This window comes from Candidatus Nitrosocosmicus agrestis, assembly GCF_008389435.1.
GTDB classification, from domain to species: domain Archaea; phylum Thermoproteota; class Nitrososphaeria; order Nitrososphaerales; family Nitrososphaeraceae; genus Nitrosocosmicus; species Nitrosocosmicus agrestis.
In genome coordinates, this window is the sequence record NZ_VUYS01000024.1 from 15035 (window position 1) to 32215 (window position 17181).

Below are 17181 nucleotides of genomic sequence, written 5' to 3' on the forward strand. Positions count from 1 at the left end.
GACATCTAAATATGATGGTATTAAAAAGAAATTGATTAGACTTCAAAGGTTGATTACCTGAATTTAGTTCTCAATTCATAATCATTTAAACAAATGATTCCTCTAAATTATGTAGTAAAAATCTTTATCTAAGAATACGATAAACTTGCTTTAACCAATTTGATCTTCGATTACGTTAACTGAAAGAAAAATTACCCCTTGGCATATGACATCAAACCTAAAGTTTGAATTCACGGCACCGCTTGGAACGAGTCATGAAGATTTCTTAATTTATTCCTATGATGTTTTAACCAAGCATAAATGCTTTTGAAAATTCTACTATAAGAATATACGATAATATTTTAAACATTAAATCTGTAGTATCATATATTGATAAAAAGAACTGATAGTTATCATTATATTAATTTCGATAGTATAATTGGAAAAAATATTAGATCTGTTGTCAGATTTCTTACAATTTTTATTCTAATATCTACACTTGTATTGGGGTCGGCCGCCTCAAGTTGGAATGTATATGGACAATCCAATGAGACAAATTCACAAAGGGAAGATTCAGCCAATATTATTCCAAATACTGCAGAAGAACAAAACAATGAAGATACAGATAAACAATCATCTTTAGAAAACGGTTCTTCAGGAAATGATTCTGAGAATACAAGTAGTAGTCAAACCATTTTACAAAAGTCAAATAGCCAGATAGGGGCTGCTAAATCGCAGCCAGATAGGGACTGTTTGTTTGATCCATCATTGCCAAAATGTGCACCCGATGAGAATGGCAAATGTCCTGACGGCTTTCACATGAATGGTTATGAACAATGTTTTCCTGCTCATGATAAATGTCCTTCTGGATACCACAGCCATGAGGATGATGAGAGCGGAAGGTGTATTCCTGATAGTGTTCCATGTGATCCAGGCTATATTATGAGTCCTGACTTTCCTACTTGTGAATACAAAGACAGTGTCTGTAAGAAGCATCCTACATTGAATGAATGCAAAGTTGACGATAATACTGCAAACAATTTACCATATAAATCTGGATATAGTCATGGTTGTTCTGATGCAAAAATATCTGATTCTTCAAAAAGGTACATAAATCAACCAGGAAAGGGACCTAGTTATCATACGCCAGATTTTATGAGTGGATACAACGATGGATTTGAAACTTGTTCTAATGGAAACAATCAACCAAATTCAAAAGGAACTTTCAAGGTCATTGTTCAAGTTACAAACCCACTGTCAGAGGACACATATGGGGGAATCACCTTAAATGTGAGTAGCTATCCTGAAAATGTTTTTAAGTCCGCATATGGTCTGTATTTCCCAGCCGGACAAACCACTTCACAGACATTTACATTCAAATCAAGCGATGTACCCGTTGGGACTGAATTTGAAGTAAACCTTGACTATGGCGTTGACTACAATCAACACATTTTTGGGATGAATACACCAGCAAAGAAACCTGAGGTAGTGCAGTTTTTTATCTCATAATGATGTGTACATCTTTCTTCTCTACTAAATCAGCTACATCCTAAGCTATGACTGTAACCCGTTTATATCTTAAATTTCGGATTTGGTCATGCCTGAGGTAAGTAGGTATTGATACATAAAACCGTCTTTACTTGAAGGAAAGTAATAGTTTGCGGAAGTTAAGCCACTCATATCCAGATTCGTTTTAAGAGGTAGGAGAAAAGCCATATAGGCTAGGGGGTGTTTTTTCTTTCAGTTGTTTTATCGAAAACAGGATTATGTTGAAAGAACGTTTAACCTTTTTGCATTCGTCTCAATTTAACTAATCTCTGTTTAGTGGTAAAAATTCTTTTTTATGGCCTCAAACGATGAATTACTTTCAGTTCTATCTATGTTAGTATTTCAATTTAGTTTGAGACTTGCTAATATTAATTGGATCTCATTTCCCTAAAACTTTTAATAGAATTTCATAAGGATTTTGCGCCATTTACAAAATTGGCGCCCAAAAACCAAAGAAGGGAACTATTTCGTTTTATGATAAATATTCGTCAATCCATAACTCCACAATATCTATTCCTTCTACACTTTTATCCTGCCATTCATAAATGGTTTCTCTCTTTGGATTAAGATGTGATCTTTGATAGCACGAGCTTGGGGCCCGACTATCGTGGCTACTTTTGTGAACCGTTTCCTTGTTTTGTTTCTTCTAACCATTCTATAAAAATTAATTAAAAAACTTGATTGAATTTATCATTTTGATAAATTTATCTACGGTGTAGTCAGTAATTGAGTTAGATGTTTCAAACCTCATAATTATATCATTATGAAGTAAAATTATATCAGTCATTATGCTGTCATTCTTGTCATATGTTTTAAATCCATATCCAGTAAGGTTTGCGTATTTTACTGGTTTAATATCTTCAAAGACTGTCCAATTTATGGTAGTAGAATCAGTATCATTTGCAAGAGCGCTCTCTACAAAATGTTTGATATCTTTTACTCCGTAAGAAGGATATATGTATAAACCAAAAGTAATGTCTGAATCCAACATGTCTGAAGATTTGTTATAATTGATGTAACCACTCAAACTATCAGTCTTAAATGGATATTCGATCGTAAATTTATATTCAGGATTAATATAGGTTTTCCATTCTTCTGATTGAGCAAAAACAGAGTGTTGGGCGCCCAACCCTATAACAGCAAGTAAAATTATGACAGAAGGTATTAGCATACAAATCTTCTATTACTTTTGCTAATATTTAGATTTGATATTTTTTTAGAATCTTTAATTATAATTTCATCTGGAGTTTCGGCCAATACAGAGTGGGGCGCCCGTCTTTAAAAGAAGGGAACTATCTAATATGGTATGAATAGAAGGGGCCCACCCCAACATTCCTATAATCTTTTTATATTATGATCACTATAATATAGGTAATGAGTAATTGATGATCTCGTCGTCAATGTTCATTAGTGGGGAACTGGAACTCGAATCTCTAGCATTTCTAGTTGCGGGATAATACTCACGAAATGGGGTTACTCGGAGATGTAATAACTAGAGCTTATGTGGGGTCCTTATGCCTGCAAAACATATTGTGTTATAGTTTTAAATCTTTAATGATTTGATCACGAAAAGATAGTCTAAAATCTTCTCCTTTTTCTATTATGTGATCACCTTTGAGCGGCCAACCTCTATGATTGGCATATGCAATACAATCAGCAATTTTATGAGCATATGATGATTCGACACATTTTAATCCACCCTGCATTAAAAACCCTCGGATATCTCCATTATCAACTTGAAATTGGACCTCATTTATCTTAATCCGGTGTTTATCTAAAAACCTACTACAAATAGAGTTCAAATGTTTTCGCATTCTATATGAAATTTTTGATCGAAATTTAACTTGCGGCATTTTACCAAAATTGATTGAATTATCTATTTCTTTACGTAATGAAGATATTCCAAATTTTATACAGCAGATCAAAACTCCTTGACTAAAATCAAAACTATTTATAATTTGTTGTTGTCTGTCTGTGGAGTAAAATACACTTGTCAGATGAGTAAAATTCTTAGGAAGACATGGAATATTTTTAATCAATGATTCATGATTACAAATCATAAAAGCAATATATTCACCATCCTCTGTTTCATCTACTGCTCCGACAAATTCTTTCAATTATCATAACATAAATATCTGTATTGGTTTATATTCCATTTCAATTTGAAGACTAATCAAAAAATTTGGTAGAGTTAACTGATCTATAAAACTTGTCCAGATTGAAATCTGTTGTTGGGTTGGACGTAGTAAAAAAGAAAATCTTATCATCATGATCTAGGAAGATATTGGTTCGTAATGAATCCTTTCCATTATAAGTAACATACTCATAACCTGAACTGTTTGCAAAAATTACTGGGTGTAGAGGATCAAATATAGTTACATTTCTTAATTCATTAGACAAATCCTTTTGTAACCAATATTCAACATATGGTTTAATATCATTAGAATCGTTTTTCTGAGATATAAGTAATGAAAAATCTATTTCTGATTCAAGATTGTTTGATATTTTTGGTTTATCACCAATTATCAATATATTTGCAACATTTGTTTCCATATGAGGGTAATCTATTGAGAATTTATATTCAGGATTAATATAGGTTTTCCATTCTTCTGATTGAGCAAAAACAGAGTGTTGGGCGCCCAAGCCTATAAATACACAAAAAATAGCAAAAACAATAGCAGAAGGTATTAGCATACAAATCTTCTATTACTTTTGCTAATATTTAGCTTTTTTATATTGTAAAGAAAATTTTCAGGTTTAAAGGTGGGTTAATCTATAATACTACATTTGTCAATGTTTTGGCGACGGCATAATTTTTCCAGTTACAAAATCATTAAATCTTTCTTTTGACAGAGGATTATCACCTGTCAAACATGTGTCAAATTGATTTTTAACAATTTAGACCTCTTTCGTGCTAACATTGTTACCATAATGTTAGACATTTGACGGCTTGACAGGTTTGGCGAGACTTTTTCAAATGAAAAGAGATATTACCATTTTCTCGAAAATACGTTTTCGTAAATCATTGGAAACTTTATGAAAAATACCTGTCAAACCCGTCCACCTGTCAAATGATATCATTTAAAGTATCAAATTAAGCACTAGTTTGATTGAAAATATTATAAAATGGTTTGACAGGATCTTGACGGCAATTTCTTGCCCGTCAATTAAACACATATATGATTTCTCATATGATGGATATCATCAATTAATGGGCACTTGTCACATTCAAATCTATCAGTGTATCCAATCCTATGTATATGGGAATTAAAATCCCTTTTTTCTGATACGCTATATTCTGTTTTTTTCATCAGCTTGATAATTCGCCCGCCTTTGGTATCTCTTTCTCCAGTAATAGCGTCAATGCCTTTCGCTTTTAAATTGGGTGTCACTTCATTAATCTTTTTGGAAAGTTCACTTGAAGTTTTTGGCCATAAATTACTCCTTCTTAATTCGGGTTTTATTTGGTCTATTACATCACCAAGTTCTTTATGTAGTTGAGTTGGACTCCCATTCCACTCGCTATTTCTTTCATCCATGAAAATCAATATTGCTTCAGCGACTGGGGAAGATTCAATGACTTCGTCATTTTGTTCCAATATATTTTCAGAATATAGTTTGGTAAATTTGTTTTCTGGATATCCCAAACATCTTGAAATGATCTCCCCCCATTCAGCAAAATCAGCCATTCTTGGGAGCTTCTCCAATATTTTTTCATCCCGGTGTTCTTCTCTGTATCTAAGTACCGTTACCAAAACGTCAAATATGTGTCCCAAAACAAATGGCTTTAACCATTCAAATTCTCTTTCAATGTCTTGTTCCTTTCTTCTCGCATTCTCTTCAATTCTTTTAAACTTGATAATCAAAGATCTATCCAAAAAATCTGCCCGTGTTGTAACTAAATTGATACCATTAATACCAATACATCTTTTGAAATTGTAAACTATATCCCCATCATCAGTATAAAGCGCTCGTTTGCTAAAGCCCGCGCCCGTAACTGCTTTACACAACAAATCTGAATGATAATTTGAAATAGATGATATGTTGTCAAAGAATACGACGTATTGATGCTCCAAAGTCTGTATGATGTCATTATACTGCTTGCTAAATGAAAAGTTATCAACGCTAGATGGGTCTACTATTCTCTTTAGCATCTTAAATGCTGTTGTTTTGGCGCCCCCGCCATCGCCCTTTACCACCAATATTGCTTTAGAAATATTAGGTATAAACAAAGAGACAAGGTATACAGATAGTAATATCTTGTCGTCGTTAGATTGTAGATTAAACAATCTTAAGAAGTGAATAAACCCTTTTTCATTGTCTTGTTTTGATGAAGATGATGGTATGACTTGTTGACTGCAATTGGTTTCATATCTTTTAAAAAGTGGAATTTTGTTGCTTTTGATGATCTCCCAGCCACCTGACGAGATCTTGACTATATCCCAATCTAGATTTGTAAGATCATAGTAGAAAACACTTGGTTCTGCTTTTCTAGATGCTACTCTTAGACTCAAGTCGAACTTTTCTACTTTTTCGTCAAATATCATTTGTGTTTCTAAAAGGGAAACTATTTCGCTTACCCTGTCTTTGTTTAGAGGCTTCTTTTCTTTCTCATAATACTCCTTTTGTACTATCTTTCTGAATCGATCACTATCTAGGGGTATACATTCAATATGATCATTTATGCAGATTGTAACATAGTATCTGTTAAATTGGTCTTTGAAAACCTGTAACCATCGTTTTTTGATTGACTCTAACAAATCTGGAATATTTGATTTGTCAGTTGTTTCAACATTTTCGGCATTCCTTGATATGAAGTTCTTTGCATCTTTCCACTGTCTCTCAAATTCTTTTTCATCTAGGGGTGGTTTGAAATGTTCTTGATTCATTCTTTTAGATATTTCCTTTATCTCTTCTTCAGACATTATAGCTTTGTTTCTTTGTATCAGAGATTCCATCATCCTCAATAGATCTAGGTGTCTGTTGTTACCTTCAAATTTGACATAATCATGTTTAAACAGATCTTGGATGGTGGGAGATTTGTTACTATCCGATATTGTGGGACCAAATTCTTCATATATCTGATTAATCGAATATTCAAGACCTTCTGACTGTTCTTCGTTTAATACCGTTGGAGTTCGAGATCCAATGATTTGATAAGGGTGTCCATTCTTATGAACTGAAGGTGAGCAATACATTATACCGTGCTTTCCTTCCGACTTTACCTCAATCGCTGGAATTTCTTGATCCAGTGAATTGGGCGGTCCATCGATCCCTGATTTCTTTGATAACGGTTTTTCAACTACGAAATAGACGTGCGCCTTTTTATCTTTAGCATCAAGATGTTGTTCAACAATCGTGTTTTCTGCAATCTTTTCTAATGTATTGGTTTTACCAAATTTGGAAAGAAATGCTTCAATTCCTTTAGCATTGTCAATATCTATACAGGCTAGATATTTTCCTTTGAATTCGCCACGCCATATTAATCCCGTAATGATTGCACAACCAGCCTTGAAAGCACTAGATTTCTTCCAATCTTCATAGACTTCCTTGGGTATTGGTTTGTCTTGCCATTCTTTCCATTCAACTTTGGGTATTTTTATCATGGAAGTGGCCGGGATTGCGTTTACACCGATTGTATAAAACCAAAAGTCAGGATCTATTGTTTTGGGAACTGTCAATTAAAGTTCTCCTCATAAGAAATACCATTGTCAATTTTCTTTTGCACTTTCTCAAGATCTACTCCATATTTACTACATAAATTCAAGATGATAAGTTTGAGAACCTTTTCTTCAAATTCAAAACGAGAATTGAATTCAAGGAATTTCAAATATTTTTTTAAAATATGAAACTTGTGTGTGTAATCATTAGTTCTTACAATATAGTCAAAATTGTGGGTGTAATATTCGACAACTGATTCCTCATTCAAAGGTATCTGTATTTTCCTTTCAAAATGAAAATCAACAGTATCATTCTTCAAAATTCCATAGAAATATGTATAGTCTGGTTTTCTACATAATCGATTATACATTTGTTCATTCTCCTTTTCTTTGTTTTTTTGTCATTATGATCTTTCCTTTTTTGAACTGAATTTCTAGGTGATCGCCTACTTTCAACCCTAGTGCTGCTATAATTGGTTGGGGATAGTTATCGTTGTTGAACCTGGTCCTTGTTTTATCAGAGTGTGATACCATCTAAATGATGATAAATTTATCTCATTCATAGGAAAGAGCGGGCCGAAACCTGCTTAAAGGAACTGTTGTACTTAATATTCTTGAATATAGAAGATTGTTATAGTTGAATGCAATGTGTTTCGCAAAGAAATAGAGGAATGTTATAGTCGATTGCTGTAGTTACAGCAAATGAATAGAATTTTTTTATGGATTATAAAAATAGAAGAATATATTATACGATTGAGGACTTGTCGGCAAACGAATAGAAGATTGTTATAGTTGATTGTCCACTAATGGGCAAATGAATAGAATTTTTTTATCGTCTATAAAAATAGAAGAATATTCTATGGTTAGAAATCATTAATCCATATTTCTACGATGTCTAAATTATCGCTAACATCTTAAGTAAATGAATATTTTTCATCATCTCCTTTTCTAACAAGATTTTCTAAAATGGCTTTTGCTTCAGGGCCAACGATCGTGACTATTTTTGTTTCTCCCACGATGTCTTCTTAAAAAAGGACCAGAGCTTTATAGTTTTCTATTTATAGAAAGGGATGTACTTTCTAACATAGTAATCAAAAGCATTTCTGAAAAGTTTATAGCCTATGGGAATGAAAAGCATTAAAAATTTTTGTCAAGTATGTTTTGAAAGTTTTGGCGACGGCATATCATGCCCACTCATTATAAATTTGAACATGATAAGAAATCTTGCAACTTTGGTTTGAAATTGGATTTTCAGTGTTTTATAATGTGTAACTTATAGAACTATCACATCTTAAAAAATCTGTCAACTTACATTCTGTTTTTTCGTTTTCCGAGATAGAATTTATAATTCTGTCTATCAATCTTTGATTCTGCAAAATGAGATATAAGAAGAAATAGATTGTTACTATGGCTTATCTCTCTCAATTATGGTCTTCGCCGACCCCTCATCCAAACCATTACCGCCATTAACAAACATAATTGGCAAAACCTTTCTGTCATCCTGATGAAGCGCGCCATTTGTCGCATGTTTTATCAACCAACTCTTTGTTGTAGGGTTCGTAGATTTCAGATGTAACAATTTCTGTACCTATTACAGCCCCCTCATTTGTATTGCTTTTCGTTATACTTGCAAAGGTTTTGTAGTGATGAAATATCATTCCCACTATGATGGGTTCAATGGGTATGAATCTGCTCGCAAAAGACTGGTGAGATGTATAAAGTTTGGTGTTGTCAAATAGAGAATCAAAAGTCTTTTTGACATCCTTGGTCTTTAATTCCTTCTTAAATTCTGACCAAACCAACTTTTCTATTTCAATGAGTTGTCGGAATGATAGTATACTGCGGCCCACATAGACATTATAAAGTCAATGGATTTAACTATTATACATGTATACACAGCGTATTATAACTATGACTCAAATCAAAACTGTCTAAGATCAAACTTTTTTAAAGTATACAAATCGGCATTTAATAGAAAAAGCTTAATTCTTCATTGGACCTAGAGTTCATATCACTATGTTATCAAAAGCAGAAGTTCAGTATCTTCAGGGTCAAAAACAAGTTTCCAAATCCTATGAAAGGAAGTTAAAGTGCTTAATTATGAAAAAGATAAGGTCATTGCAAAAAGAACTTCCGCTTCTGTCTACGCTATTTGGTGAAAATATTAGTTCAATTTTATCTGGATTCGTAGATGAGAATTGCACCTCGATCCAAATTCCAAAACAAGAAGATGTCAAACATACACTCATTGTTCAAAATTTCAACAATGTAAAGGGTGCTACTGAATTAAGTAATGGACAATTTACTACTCTTGCCCCAGGCTACAAGGGATTTGAGATTTATGGGGGTGTTAACCGCTTAAAAGCCTGTGATCAATATCAAAAAATACAAGGAGCTACGGAATTTAGTAATATCCATTCTAATACTCTCATTGCTACTGAATTTAGTAGCAAGAAGCGATACAAGAAGCATAATGGGGGAAAGAAACTTCCCGCAGGAACGAAATGCTTCAATATGTCTTTAAATGGTAGTGATGGCCATTTAAAACCAAGTGTTGGTGTTTTAGAGGGGCCAGCTTCAAAGTATTGTATTAATAACCCTTCGCAAATAATTAATCAGCACGAGAGCTCCGGTGGTGTAGAGGCTCTTTTTGCAAAAAAGAGTCACACAGTCCGGCTAAGCATTTCGCCCTCTCAAGGCGACGATCCCGGGTTCAAATCCCGGCCGGAGCATCCTTGTGTTATCTATTTGAACCCGGGACAGGGTTATTTCTGAATTATCTATAGTATACTGTTTTTGTATTACAGTATACTGTTTTTGAAAGTCCGGCGAGTAGTACATATCGCAACTGATACAGTATAGGCCAATTTTCTTGAATGATTCTTTAGCGCCAACTCTAATATAGCTAGAATTTAGACCTTTGTGACAAATTCGACACTTTGTCAATTGGATCTAAGATAATCAAAATCAGAATAAATAGATTGATCTGGTGTATTATAATACAAACAGAATTAGGTCGAGTTAGGCTCTATCGGTTGATCTTTGGCTTAAAGATTCCAAATATAGTGTAAAAATTACATCCACTTACGTTGTAGATCAGCGGATGATACTAAATTGCCCTACCAAACAGGGACAACATTGCATTATTCTCATGGAGCGTTAATGAACTATTCGCTACCGCATAACTTATTGAAGGTCCGATGTCAAAATTGCCTGCGAGTTTTTCAGTTTCAATACCATCTTTTTCAAGGATTTCTCCTATATTCAATATGGAATGCATGTACATTAGTTTAGATCTTTTTCCCTCTTCGTCTTGTGTAATGATCTTTAACGTTCCGCTAAAGACGTATTGATGCGCAGTTAACAATCCTATTCTTCCATCTTGTATCTCATATTCACAGTTATTCTCTGGACAAATGGTGCTATTGGACCCAACTTTAAAATCTAAACTTTGTACAGAATAAGATTTACTTGAATTTCCAAATCCTTTACTTACGCTAAGCGTAGCATTGATTGCAAATTCGTCTTCGTTTAATATTTGATTTTTATCCAGCGAATTTACGGATATTTTGTTTTCTGGAGAATGAACACTTTGATTGATAATACTTGTATTTTCAAATAACGAGGATGTGGATGATGATTGATCAGCCAAGGACGTTAAATACAGTTTGTATCTGCCAATCTCGCTTACATTTTTTACATTTCCTGGGCTTATTATGATTTCAAATGGTGCCGATTGTTGTGGTTTCAAATCATCGGGATTTGTATAAGTTAGTTCAGTTCCGAGTATGTTGCCATTCCTATCATACAACGTGATTATCACTTTCACGGAATCTTTCGCATTTGGTCCTTTGTTTAGGACCTCGCCAACAACTTTGAAATTATCGCCATCAAAGAAGTGTGTTGAACTTGTAATATTTAGGTCAGATTCAGAAGATGAAATAGTCTTGTGTATTTCATTGTCGTCACCATCATTGTCAAATAAATCTAGTGTACCATTACTTTCATCATGAATGGTGAAGGTGTTGTTAGTTGCATCCGCTAAGTCGGATTCTATCGTAATGGGTTTTGTTTCTTTATTTAGCCATTTAATTGACTCCAACACAGTTTCTTTAAATTGATTTAATTGTACCGCTTCTTTAGCAGAACTTGGAAAATAGTCTGAATCAATTTCTATGCTATAGAGTTTATCATTGTTTTTGACCGTTATATGCTCGTTTTCATAATTGCTTCCTAATTCATGGACCTTAAATGATGACGCTTGTTTTCCATCAATTATGTACTTTCCTACTTGGGTAGGCTCCAGTATGACATAATCAAGATCGATATAATATTTTAATCCCATATTTGATAAGATTTTGCTATCAAAAAATGAAGAGTATATTACATCAAGGGATATTCCTTCGACGGAAAACAAATCAGAAATAGTATCATTCAATGAGTTTGGGTCGAGATATCTTATAGAAATGGTCATTTCCGGGTAATAGTCAGAATCATGTTCGGTCGATTCGAGGTAAACTTCATTATCAGAAGTACTCAAATTCCAACCTTTTGGGTATGAGAAGGAGTATCCATCATCTGAAGTAAAGTTATTCCATAATGTCTGAGACACGCTATTCAAAGAATTTGACATTTTGAACATATGATTCGGATTTGAAATTTGAGGAACTATAAGATCGGAATCTTCAGTCGTATTTGTTTGATTCGATGAATGTGTTATGTCATTACTTGCCGTAGTACCTAACGTTTTGTCCGAGGATGGAATCAAATTTAATGTGGTACTATTAACTGTGTTCTGACTACTATTTGCAGATTTTTGATAATGGTGGTTTAATGGTTTAAGAAAGTCTTTTTCAAATAAATTATCCGGTAAATCAGGTGTCATTATTTCAGAGATGTTAGAAGTGACGTCGGGAATAATAGGTGTTGAATCCGACTCCATTTGAGCAAATGTAGATTGAAAAGTTATACAAACTAAGAACAGTGATGAAATTAATCCGTAAATTAGTTTTTGATTGTGAGAATGCAATATTATCACTCCTATCCTAATGATCCATATTCTCTTCGAAATCGACATCCAGTGACATTACCGCATAAAATCTAGTCGGATTTCCTACACTTCCCAATCCGGATTCCGTTATTTCATCTACACTAAATCCAAATTGTTTTACTGTGTCAATAGCTTTCCAGAATGATCTTAAATCATTTTCAGACTTTAGCATAAATTTCTCATCTCCTTTTAATACAACTGTAGAATCACTAATGAATTCCAAGGTTACTGCAGGATAATATTGAATTACTGTTGAAAATATCTTGGAAGGTAAATCTATTTGGCTCTTGGAACTTTCCTTTGGAGCCGAGATATATTCGGCATCTCCTTTCTTTATTAGATGAGATTGACCGTCAATTTGCAAATAACCTGATGGTGTAAGTAGATAACTGGCAGCTCTAACACTAAACCCATCAACTAGGCCATATTTCAAATTCTGTAGATACCTCCCATTGTTTGAATTACTATCGTCATAAAAGGAATAACTAGTACCATCTTCAGGCTTTGGATTTATTTTGATCATATCCATATTAGAAATATTTGAAGCGACCTCTTTTGTCATATTTGTAAATTTCCACTTACTCACAGGTTCGCTAAATCTTTCAAAATTTAGTAATGGTTCATTAACTACTTCTGTTAATGATGTGTCTTTGATCTTAGAAACAAGACTAGGAGACATCTTTTCTAAGGCACTATATGGATAATTTATATCAATGGGGCCATATTCCTGAGTATTTACTATCAATGGTCCTTCAATAGCAAAACTCCTCCAACCAACATCAAATAGGGATGACGTCTGATTGGAATCTACAATGAGGTTTGACACCTTGGGCACTAATGAAATATCATAATACAAAGTAGCGTTGGAGGGTCCTCCAATTACTGAAGCCTTGTATTGGAGGATTGCACTATCAAATTTCGCCTGACTCTGGTCTTTTAAAGAGAATAATTCATTTATTTTGTCCAATACATTTTTCAAGCCATTGGAGTTATCTGATGAATTTAAGGTAAATTCTATAGATGGATTGCTTATGTCTAGAATGGGATCTGTAGTATATTTGCTAGGATATTCTAAAGTTATAATTTTGTCAATTTTAAAGGATGCTAATGCAGTACCATTTTCATGCGATATTAGGCCGTTAAATTGAATTGCCATAGATTCATTTGAGATACACAAAGCAAAGAAAAGACCTACTATAATCAACAAACAAGTTTGATATAGCGATTCCACTATTTCTTCAGGATTATTATACTCGTTTATATTTGTAATGAGTGAGAATAATTGAATATTATATCAATCTTATACCAAATTCGTTTTACTTATCTTTCAATCGAAAATTGATATAATAAACGTGTTATCTATTTTAGAATCTCTTTATACATCAGATTTCTATTTTATGTGATTTAAAGCATCTTTAATTTGCTCCAAGTTCTCATCAATATGATACCTTATCGTCTGAATATTCGATTCGTATAATGGTGCTAGTAATCTAACTTCTTCTTCTACGGCGTCAGGAAGATGATCAAGGTTTTTGGGATAATGAATTGTTATGTAGTATTCACCTCTAAATTCAATCTCCATCCTATTTTTATTACAGGTTATGGCAATCATTCCTAACTTACGTAGTGAAGGGCTTATTCTCACCATAAATTCATTATTAGATGTAAAGACTATGACATTTGATAGATATGACATTAGGCTGTATCTCCATTCTCACATTTTTGCTTGTCTAATAGATTACCGATTACTTTGTTGAACGAGTCACCTGTTTTTCCTAGGTCTTTAAGTGCGTTGTAGTTATCCAAGTCTATTAAAATCTGCTTGTATTTGTTAGTGTTCCCAGAATCCATATCATATTTATGACCTAGATGATATATAAGTATTTACTGTAAATTGGTAATGATTGGCTTTAAATGGATTTAGTTTTCGAGAGGTTTAATATAGAGTCGTTTTAAGACTACCTCTCTGTATCGATCGGAACTGAATCTTATTCATTCAACCACGCGGATGAAGTTCTTATTATTTAATCTGTTCCCGACTCTTGCTTGTATCTTACATCTGACGCATCTGACATTTCTGACAAATTAAAATCCAACTCACTGATCGCGTATTGCCTACTCAATTTGTAAGGTAAGTGGGTTTTTCTTTATAATCCTCACAAATTGATTATTAATTAGCAGGTCTCTGACTTGTCGAGCTTTACGATTCCTATCTAGTTTCAGATTATTTCTATCGATTATTTCCGAACGCGAATCTAAAATATATGCCTTCACTACCCCGTCAGTTTCACAGGCCTCATATAGAATGTCTTCAAATCGCACTTGAGTATCATCTACATATCGTCTTTTTAGGATGTTAAAGCATTTTTCATAAGCATATTTATCGGGCTCTATCGGAACTCTTGTTGAAGATTCTATATACCTCGATATTATTTTACTATAGAATTCTATTGCCTCATTAGCATCCAATTCATCAACTGTTTGTTTTAGTTTTAGTTTTGACACGTTTTTGCATAGTCTAATAATTGTTTCTAACACTCGGTTCGAACCAAAATCAGGATTAGATTTTCTAAGGGCGGTATAAAAGTATTTTATACGTTCCTTACACTCTGAGCTCAGTTTTGGATCTAATTTCCTTGCATACTCAATATGTTTCTGTAGATATAAATCATACTTGGGAATACGTTTGTCAGATAACTCCATCTTCTTTTCAGTGTAATAAAGTATAGCACTATCGCTGGTATTTTCAGTTACCACGTTTATCAGGTCAAATCTATCCAAAACAGGAGCTGTTAAAGGTATTTGACTAAGACTAATATTACCATCAGTTATGTCTGCGTGGTAGGTGGGTTTTAAAAGATTGGTTGACCCAACTATTGTTGTAGGGGATTCAATGTCAGAATGTATCCCATGTTTATTGATGCTAAACTCGCCTTCCTCCATCGCATCTAACAAGTATTTTTGTTCTTCAAATGGTATGGTTCCAATCTCATTTAAAGCACAGACACTATACTTTGCTAATGGGATTGAGCCCAATCTAAGTAAATGATGTTCATTTTCTTTCTCAATAATTGCAGTCAGGCTTTTCCCAGATGAATGCTGACTACTTTCAAAACGACCATTAGGAAGGAGTTTTGCCGCCTTCTTTAGTAATGAGCTTTTTGCGTTACCGGGTTTACCCACTAACAATGTATGAGTTCTATTTCTCCCAGACTGATTGGATTTGGTTTTGTTCAAATCATCACCTGAACTAACTAGACTTAACAGAAGACATTCCTTTGCGAGATCTTGTCCTATTACGGATTTATCAAACATATCAACTAGTTTTGGTATTGTAGATTCACCGAATATCCTTGCAAACCTTCTTATGGCTTCCTCATCCAAACTACTCGTTACTACTTCGATTCTATTTTCATAGTCTAGCTTATTTCGGCTGTATAAAATTGGAAGAAGATTTCCTTTCTGATTCTTTTGAGTGATATGAATAGAGCCACCTATTGTTACCTTTTCTCCTACCTTAATGTTATGTGTATCTGTATCAAGTAGCAAACAATTCAACCTTTCAATTTCACTAAACCTTTCATCATCTTGGAGTTCTATCATTATTGCATTAACATATTCGTAATGTACATTCAGACTACTTTGACATTTCTTACAGGAGGATGAATTCAATCGAGGTTCCTTATAAATGGGAACTTTAAACTGTTCAGTAGTAGAATACCAGCCACAGATACATTCAGCTTGATATGCTTGAATTAATTTGTAAGGCTCAGATACACTAATAATGACTCCCTTAACTTTGTGATATCCCTCACTTTGTTTGATTGCATTGGATACGCTGATCGTTTCTGATTTTGTTACATCATTTATGTCAGATATGTCAGATTCATCAGGATTTACAATATACTCTCTAATAGCGTCCAAAGGACCATTGGTCGGTATTCCGTTGATGTAGTATTCGATATTGTCTCTTTGTATGTCTAAACTTGACAGTATAGATTTGATTATAGAGTTTACTTCCTTAGTTCTTATTTCTTCTTTCAAATCATTGGTTATTTCATCATTAGTTTCTTCCCAGTTGATTCGGAATCTACCATCCACTTTTTCATACTTGATATTAGTTTTGAAATTACCATGATTTCTAATATTAGTTACAATCTGGTATTGAGGATTAATTTTGATCCATTTAATATTGTTATTTCTATGTTCATCAGATATAGGCAATCTAAATAATACTTCCAATTTAGGGATTTCATTTCGAAATGCAGATTTTGAATTATCTTGAAGAGTTTCAGCACGACTATCCTTAGTAAAGGTACCAAAGATTTCATCCAACTGAGATGATTCAGTTGTCATCTATTTTCCCCCCATTACCAAGTCACTATCTTGTTCACACTCTAATCCTGTAAATGTCTCATGAAGTATACTAATTTTATGTTTAATACTGGTGTCACCCATTTCTCGTCGTCTCTTATCCTTGGAAGCGAAGTATTAATAAACGTTATCATTATGAGTTATGTCTTTGTTAGGTATATAATTAACAGAATTCTTAGACGCTATTGATTCAACTATCGTATTATGGCAATAATCCTAGAACAGATATCATAGTAATTACCTCAAATTATTCACAGTTTAATTATAACATATATCTTCATACTACTAATTATGTGCCCCTAAAATTTATTACTCTGTTATGCATAATACAATCACGCATATTTTGACCGGTATGCAGCAGTGAAACAGCTGATACAAGGTCTCGTCAACTTTGTATCGACGAAGTTGTTTCATTGAAGGAGCCAGCCGTACACTTCTATCTCGTCGTTTACGGCTGGCTCCTTATGTCGTTTCAGCGGCTCGTCTTAATAACGAGCCGCTGAGGCTTTTACATTATCATTCATTGCGTTTTACAACCGTGTCACCCAAAGGCCCGCTCAGGCCTTCGGG

The 17181-nt window shown here is 33.7% G+C and carries 14 protein-coding genes and 1 tRNA gene; 2 read left to right on the top strand and 13 right to left on the bottom strand.

Annotated features, from left to right (window positions below):
- The first annotated feature begins 369 nt into the window (after positions 1-369).
- The gene (locus F1Z66_RS13430) at positions 370-1488 is read left to right on the top strand and encodes a hypothetical protein (RefSeq protein ID WP_149864143.1); all 1119 of its coding nucleotides are present in this window, start codon (positions 370-372) and stop codon (positions 1486-1488) included.
- A 558-nt stretch (positions 1489-2046) separates the two neighbouring features.
- On the opposite strand, the gene F1Z66_RS16305 is transcribed toward F1Z66_RS13430, so the two are convergent.
- The 8 genes from F1Z66_RS16305 to F1Z66_RS13465 form a co-directional block, all read right to left on the bottom strand.
- On the bottom strand, positions 2047-2181 hold the full coding sequence (locus tag F1Z66_RS16305; protein WP_255437932.1) for a hypothetical protein: 135 nt from the start codon (positions 2179-2181) through the stop codon (positions 2047-2049).
- Between the two features lie 10 nt (positions 2182-2191).
- Positions 2192-2698 (bottom strand): hypothetical protein, encoded by a 507-nt coding sequence (locus F1Z66_RS13435; protein WP_149864144.1) that lies wholly within the window; start codon positions 2696-2698, stop codon positions 2192-2194.
- Positions 2699-3062: 364 nt separating this feature from the next.
- On the bottom strand, positions 3063-3644 hold the full coding sequence (locus F1Z66_RS13440; RefSeq protein ID WP_149864145.1) for a hypothetical protein: 582 nt from the start codon (positions 3642-3644) through the stop codon (positions 3063-3065).
- 52 nt (positions 3645-3696) lie between these two features.
- Positions 3697-4221: a hypothetical protein gene (locus F1Z66_RS13445; protein ID WP_149864146.1), complete on the bottom strand. Its 525-nt coding sequence runs from the start codon at positions 4219-4221 to the stop codon at positions 3697-3699.
- Between the two features lie 473 nt (positions 4222-4694).
- Positions 4695-7208, bottom strand: coding sequence for a bifunctional DNA primase/polymerase (locus tag F1Z66_RS13450; RefSeq protein ID WP_149864147.1), 2514 nt, complete (start codon positions 7206-7208; stop codon positions 4695-4697).
- Positions 7205-7558: a hypothetical protein gene (locus F1Z66_RS13455; protein ID WP_149864148.1), complete on the bottom strand. Its 354-nt coding sequence runs from the start codon at positions 7556-7558 to the stop codon at positions 7205-7207. Before F1Z66_RS13455 ends, F1Z66_RS13450 begins: the two co-directional genes overlap by 4 nt.
- 4 nt (positions 7559-7562) lie before the next feature.
- A complete protein-coding gene (locus F1Z66_RS13460; protein WP_149864149.1) occupies positions 7563-7721 on the bottom strand; it encodes an AbrB/MazE/SpoVT family DNA-binding domain-containing protein in 159 nt (52 codons plus the stop codon).
- A 962-nt stretch (positions 7722-8683) separates the two neighbouring features.
- A complete protein-coding gene (locus tag F1Z66_RS13465; RefSeq protein ID WP_149864150.1) occupies positions 8684-9037 on the bottom strand; it encodes a hypothetical protein in 354 nt (117 codons plus the stop codon).
- Between the two features lie 776 nt (positions 9038-9813).
- Here F1Z66_RS13465 and F1Z66_RS13470 point away from each other — a divergent pair.
- A tRNA-Glu gene (locus F1Z66_RS13470) sits at positions 9814-9919 on the top strand.
- A gap of 377 nt (positions 9920-10296) precedes the next feature.
- Here the strand turns inward: F1Z66_RS13470 and F1Z66_RS13475 are convergent.
- The 5 genes from F1Z66_RS13475 to F1Z66_RS13490 all read right to left on the bottom strand — a co-directional run bounded on the left by F1Z66_RS13475 (position 10297) and on the right by F1Z66_RS13490 (position 16593).
- Positions 10297-12264 carry an FxLYD domain-containing protein gene (locus F1Z66_RS13475; RefSeq protein ID WP_149864151.1) on the bottom strand — a complete coding sequence of 656 codons (1968 nt, stop codon included), beginning with the start codon at positions 12262-12264 and terminating at the stop codon, positions 10297-10299.
- Positions 12233-13468, bottom strand: a complete 1236-nt coding sequence (locus F1Z66_RS13480; protein WP_195907544.1) for a hypothetical protein — start codon at positions 13466-13468, stop codon at positions 12233-12235. The genes F1Z66_RS13475 and F1Z66_RS13480 overlap by 32 nt, the downstream gene beginning before the upstream one ends.
- 159 nt (positions 13469-13627) lie before the next feature.
- On the bottom strand, positions 13628-13933 hold the full coding sequence (locus tag F1Z66_RS13485; RefSeq protein ID WP_149864153.1) for a hypothetical protein: 306 nt from the start codon (positions 13931-13933) through the stop codon (positions 13628-13630).
- Complete coding sequence (locus tag F1Z66_RS15705; protein ID WP_154670575.1) at positions 13933-14088, bottom strand: hypothetical protein; 156 nt, start codon at positions 14086-14088, stop codon at positions 13933-13935. The genes F1Z66_RS13485 and F1Z66_RS15705 overlap by 1 nt, the downstream gene beginning before the upstream one ends.
- A gap of 264 nt (positions 14089-14352) precedes the next feature.
- Positions 14353-16593 (bottom strand): hypothetical protein, encoded by a 2241-nt coding sequence (locus tag F1Z66_RS13490; protein ID WP_149864154.1) that lies wholly within the window; start codon positions 16591-16593, stop codon positions 14353-14355.
- Positions 16594-17181: the final 588 nt, after the last annotated feature.

What these genes read in the sequence shown, in the direction of transcription:
- F1Z66_RS16305 (WP_255437932.1), bottom strand. Translation starts at nt 2,181, where the DNA reads ATGGTTAGAAGAAACAAAACAAGGAAACGGTTCACAAAAGTAGCCACG.
- F1Z66_RS13435 (WP_149864144.1), bottom strand. Translation starts at nt 2,698, where the DNA reads ATGCTAATACCTTCTGTCATAATTTTACTTGCTGTTATAGGGTTGGGC.
- F1Z66_RS13445 (WP_149864146.1), bottom strand. Translation starts at nt 4,221, where the DNA reads ATGCTAATACCTTCTGCTATTGTTTTTGCTATTTTTTGTGTATTTATA.
- F1Z66_RS13455 (WP_149864148.1), bottom strand. Translation starts at nt 7,558, where the DNA reads ATGTATAATCGATTATGTAGAAAACCAGACTATACATATTTCTATGGA.
- F1Z66_RS13460 (WP_149864149.1), bottom strand. Translation starts at nt 7,721, where the DNA reads ATGGTATCACACTCTGATAAAACAAGGACCAGGTTCAACAACGATAAC.
- F1Z66_RS13475 (WP_149864151.1), bottom strand. Translation starts at nt 12,264, where the DNA reads ATGTCGATTTCGAAGAGAATATGGATCATTAGGATAGGAGTGATAATA.
- F1Z66_RS13485 (WP_149864153.1), bottom strand. Translation starts at nt 13,933, where the DNA reads ATGTCATATCTATCAAATGTCATAGTCTTTACATCTAATAATGAATTT.
- F1Z66_RS15705 (WP_154670575.1), bottom strand. Translation starts at nt 14,088, where the DNA reads ATGGATTCTGGGAACACTAACAAATACAAGCAGATTTTAATAGACTTG.
- F1Z66_RS13490 (WP_149864154.1), bottom strand. Translation starts at nt 16,593, where the DNA reads ATGACAACTGAATCATCTCAGTTGGATGAAATCTTTGGTACCTTTACT.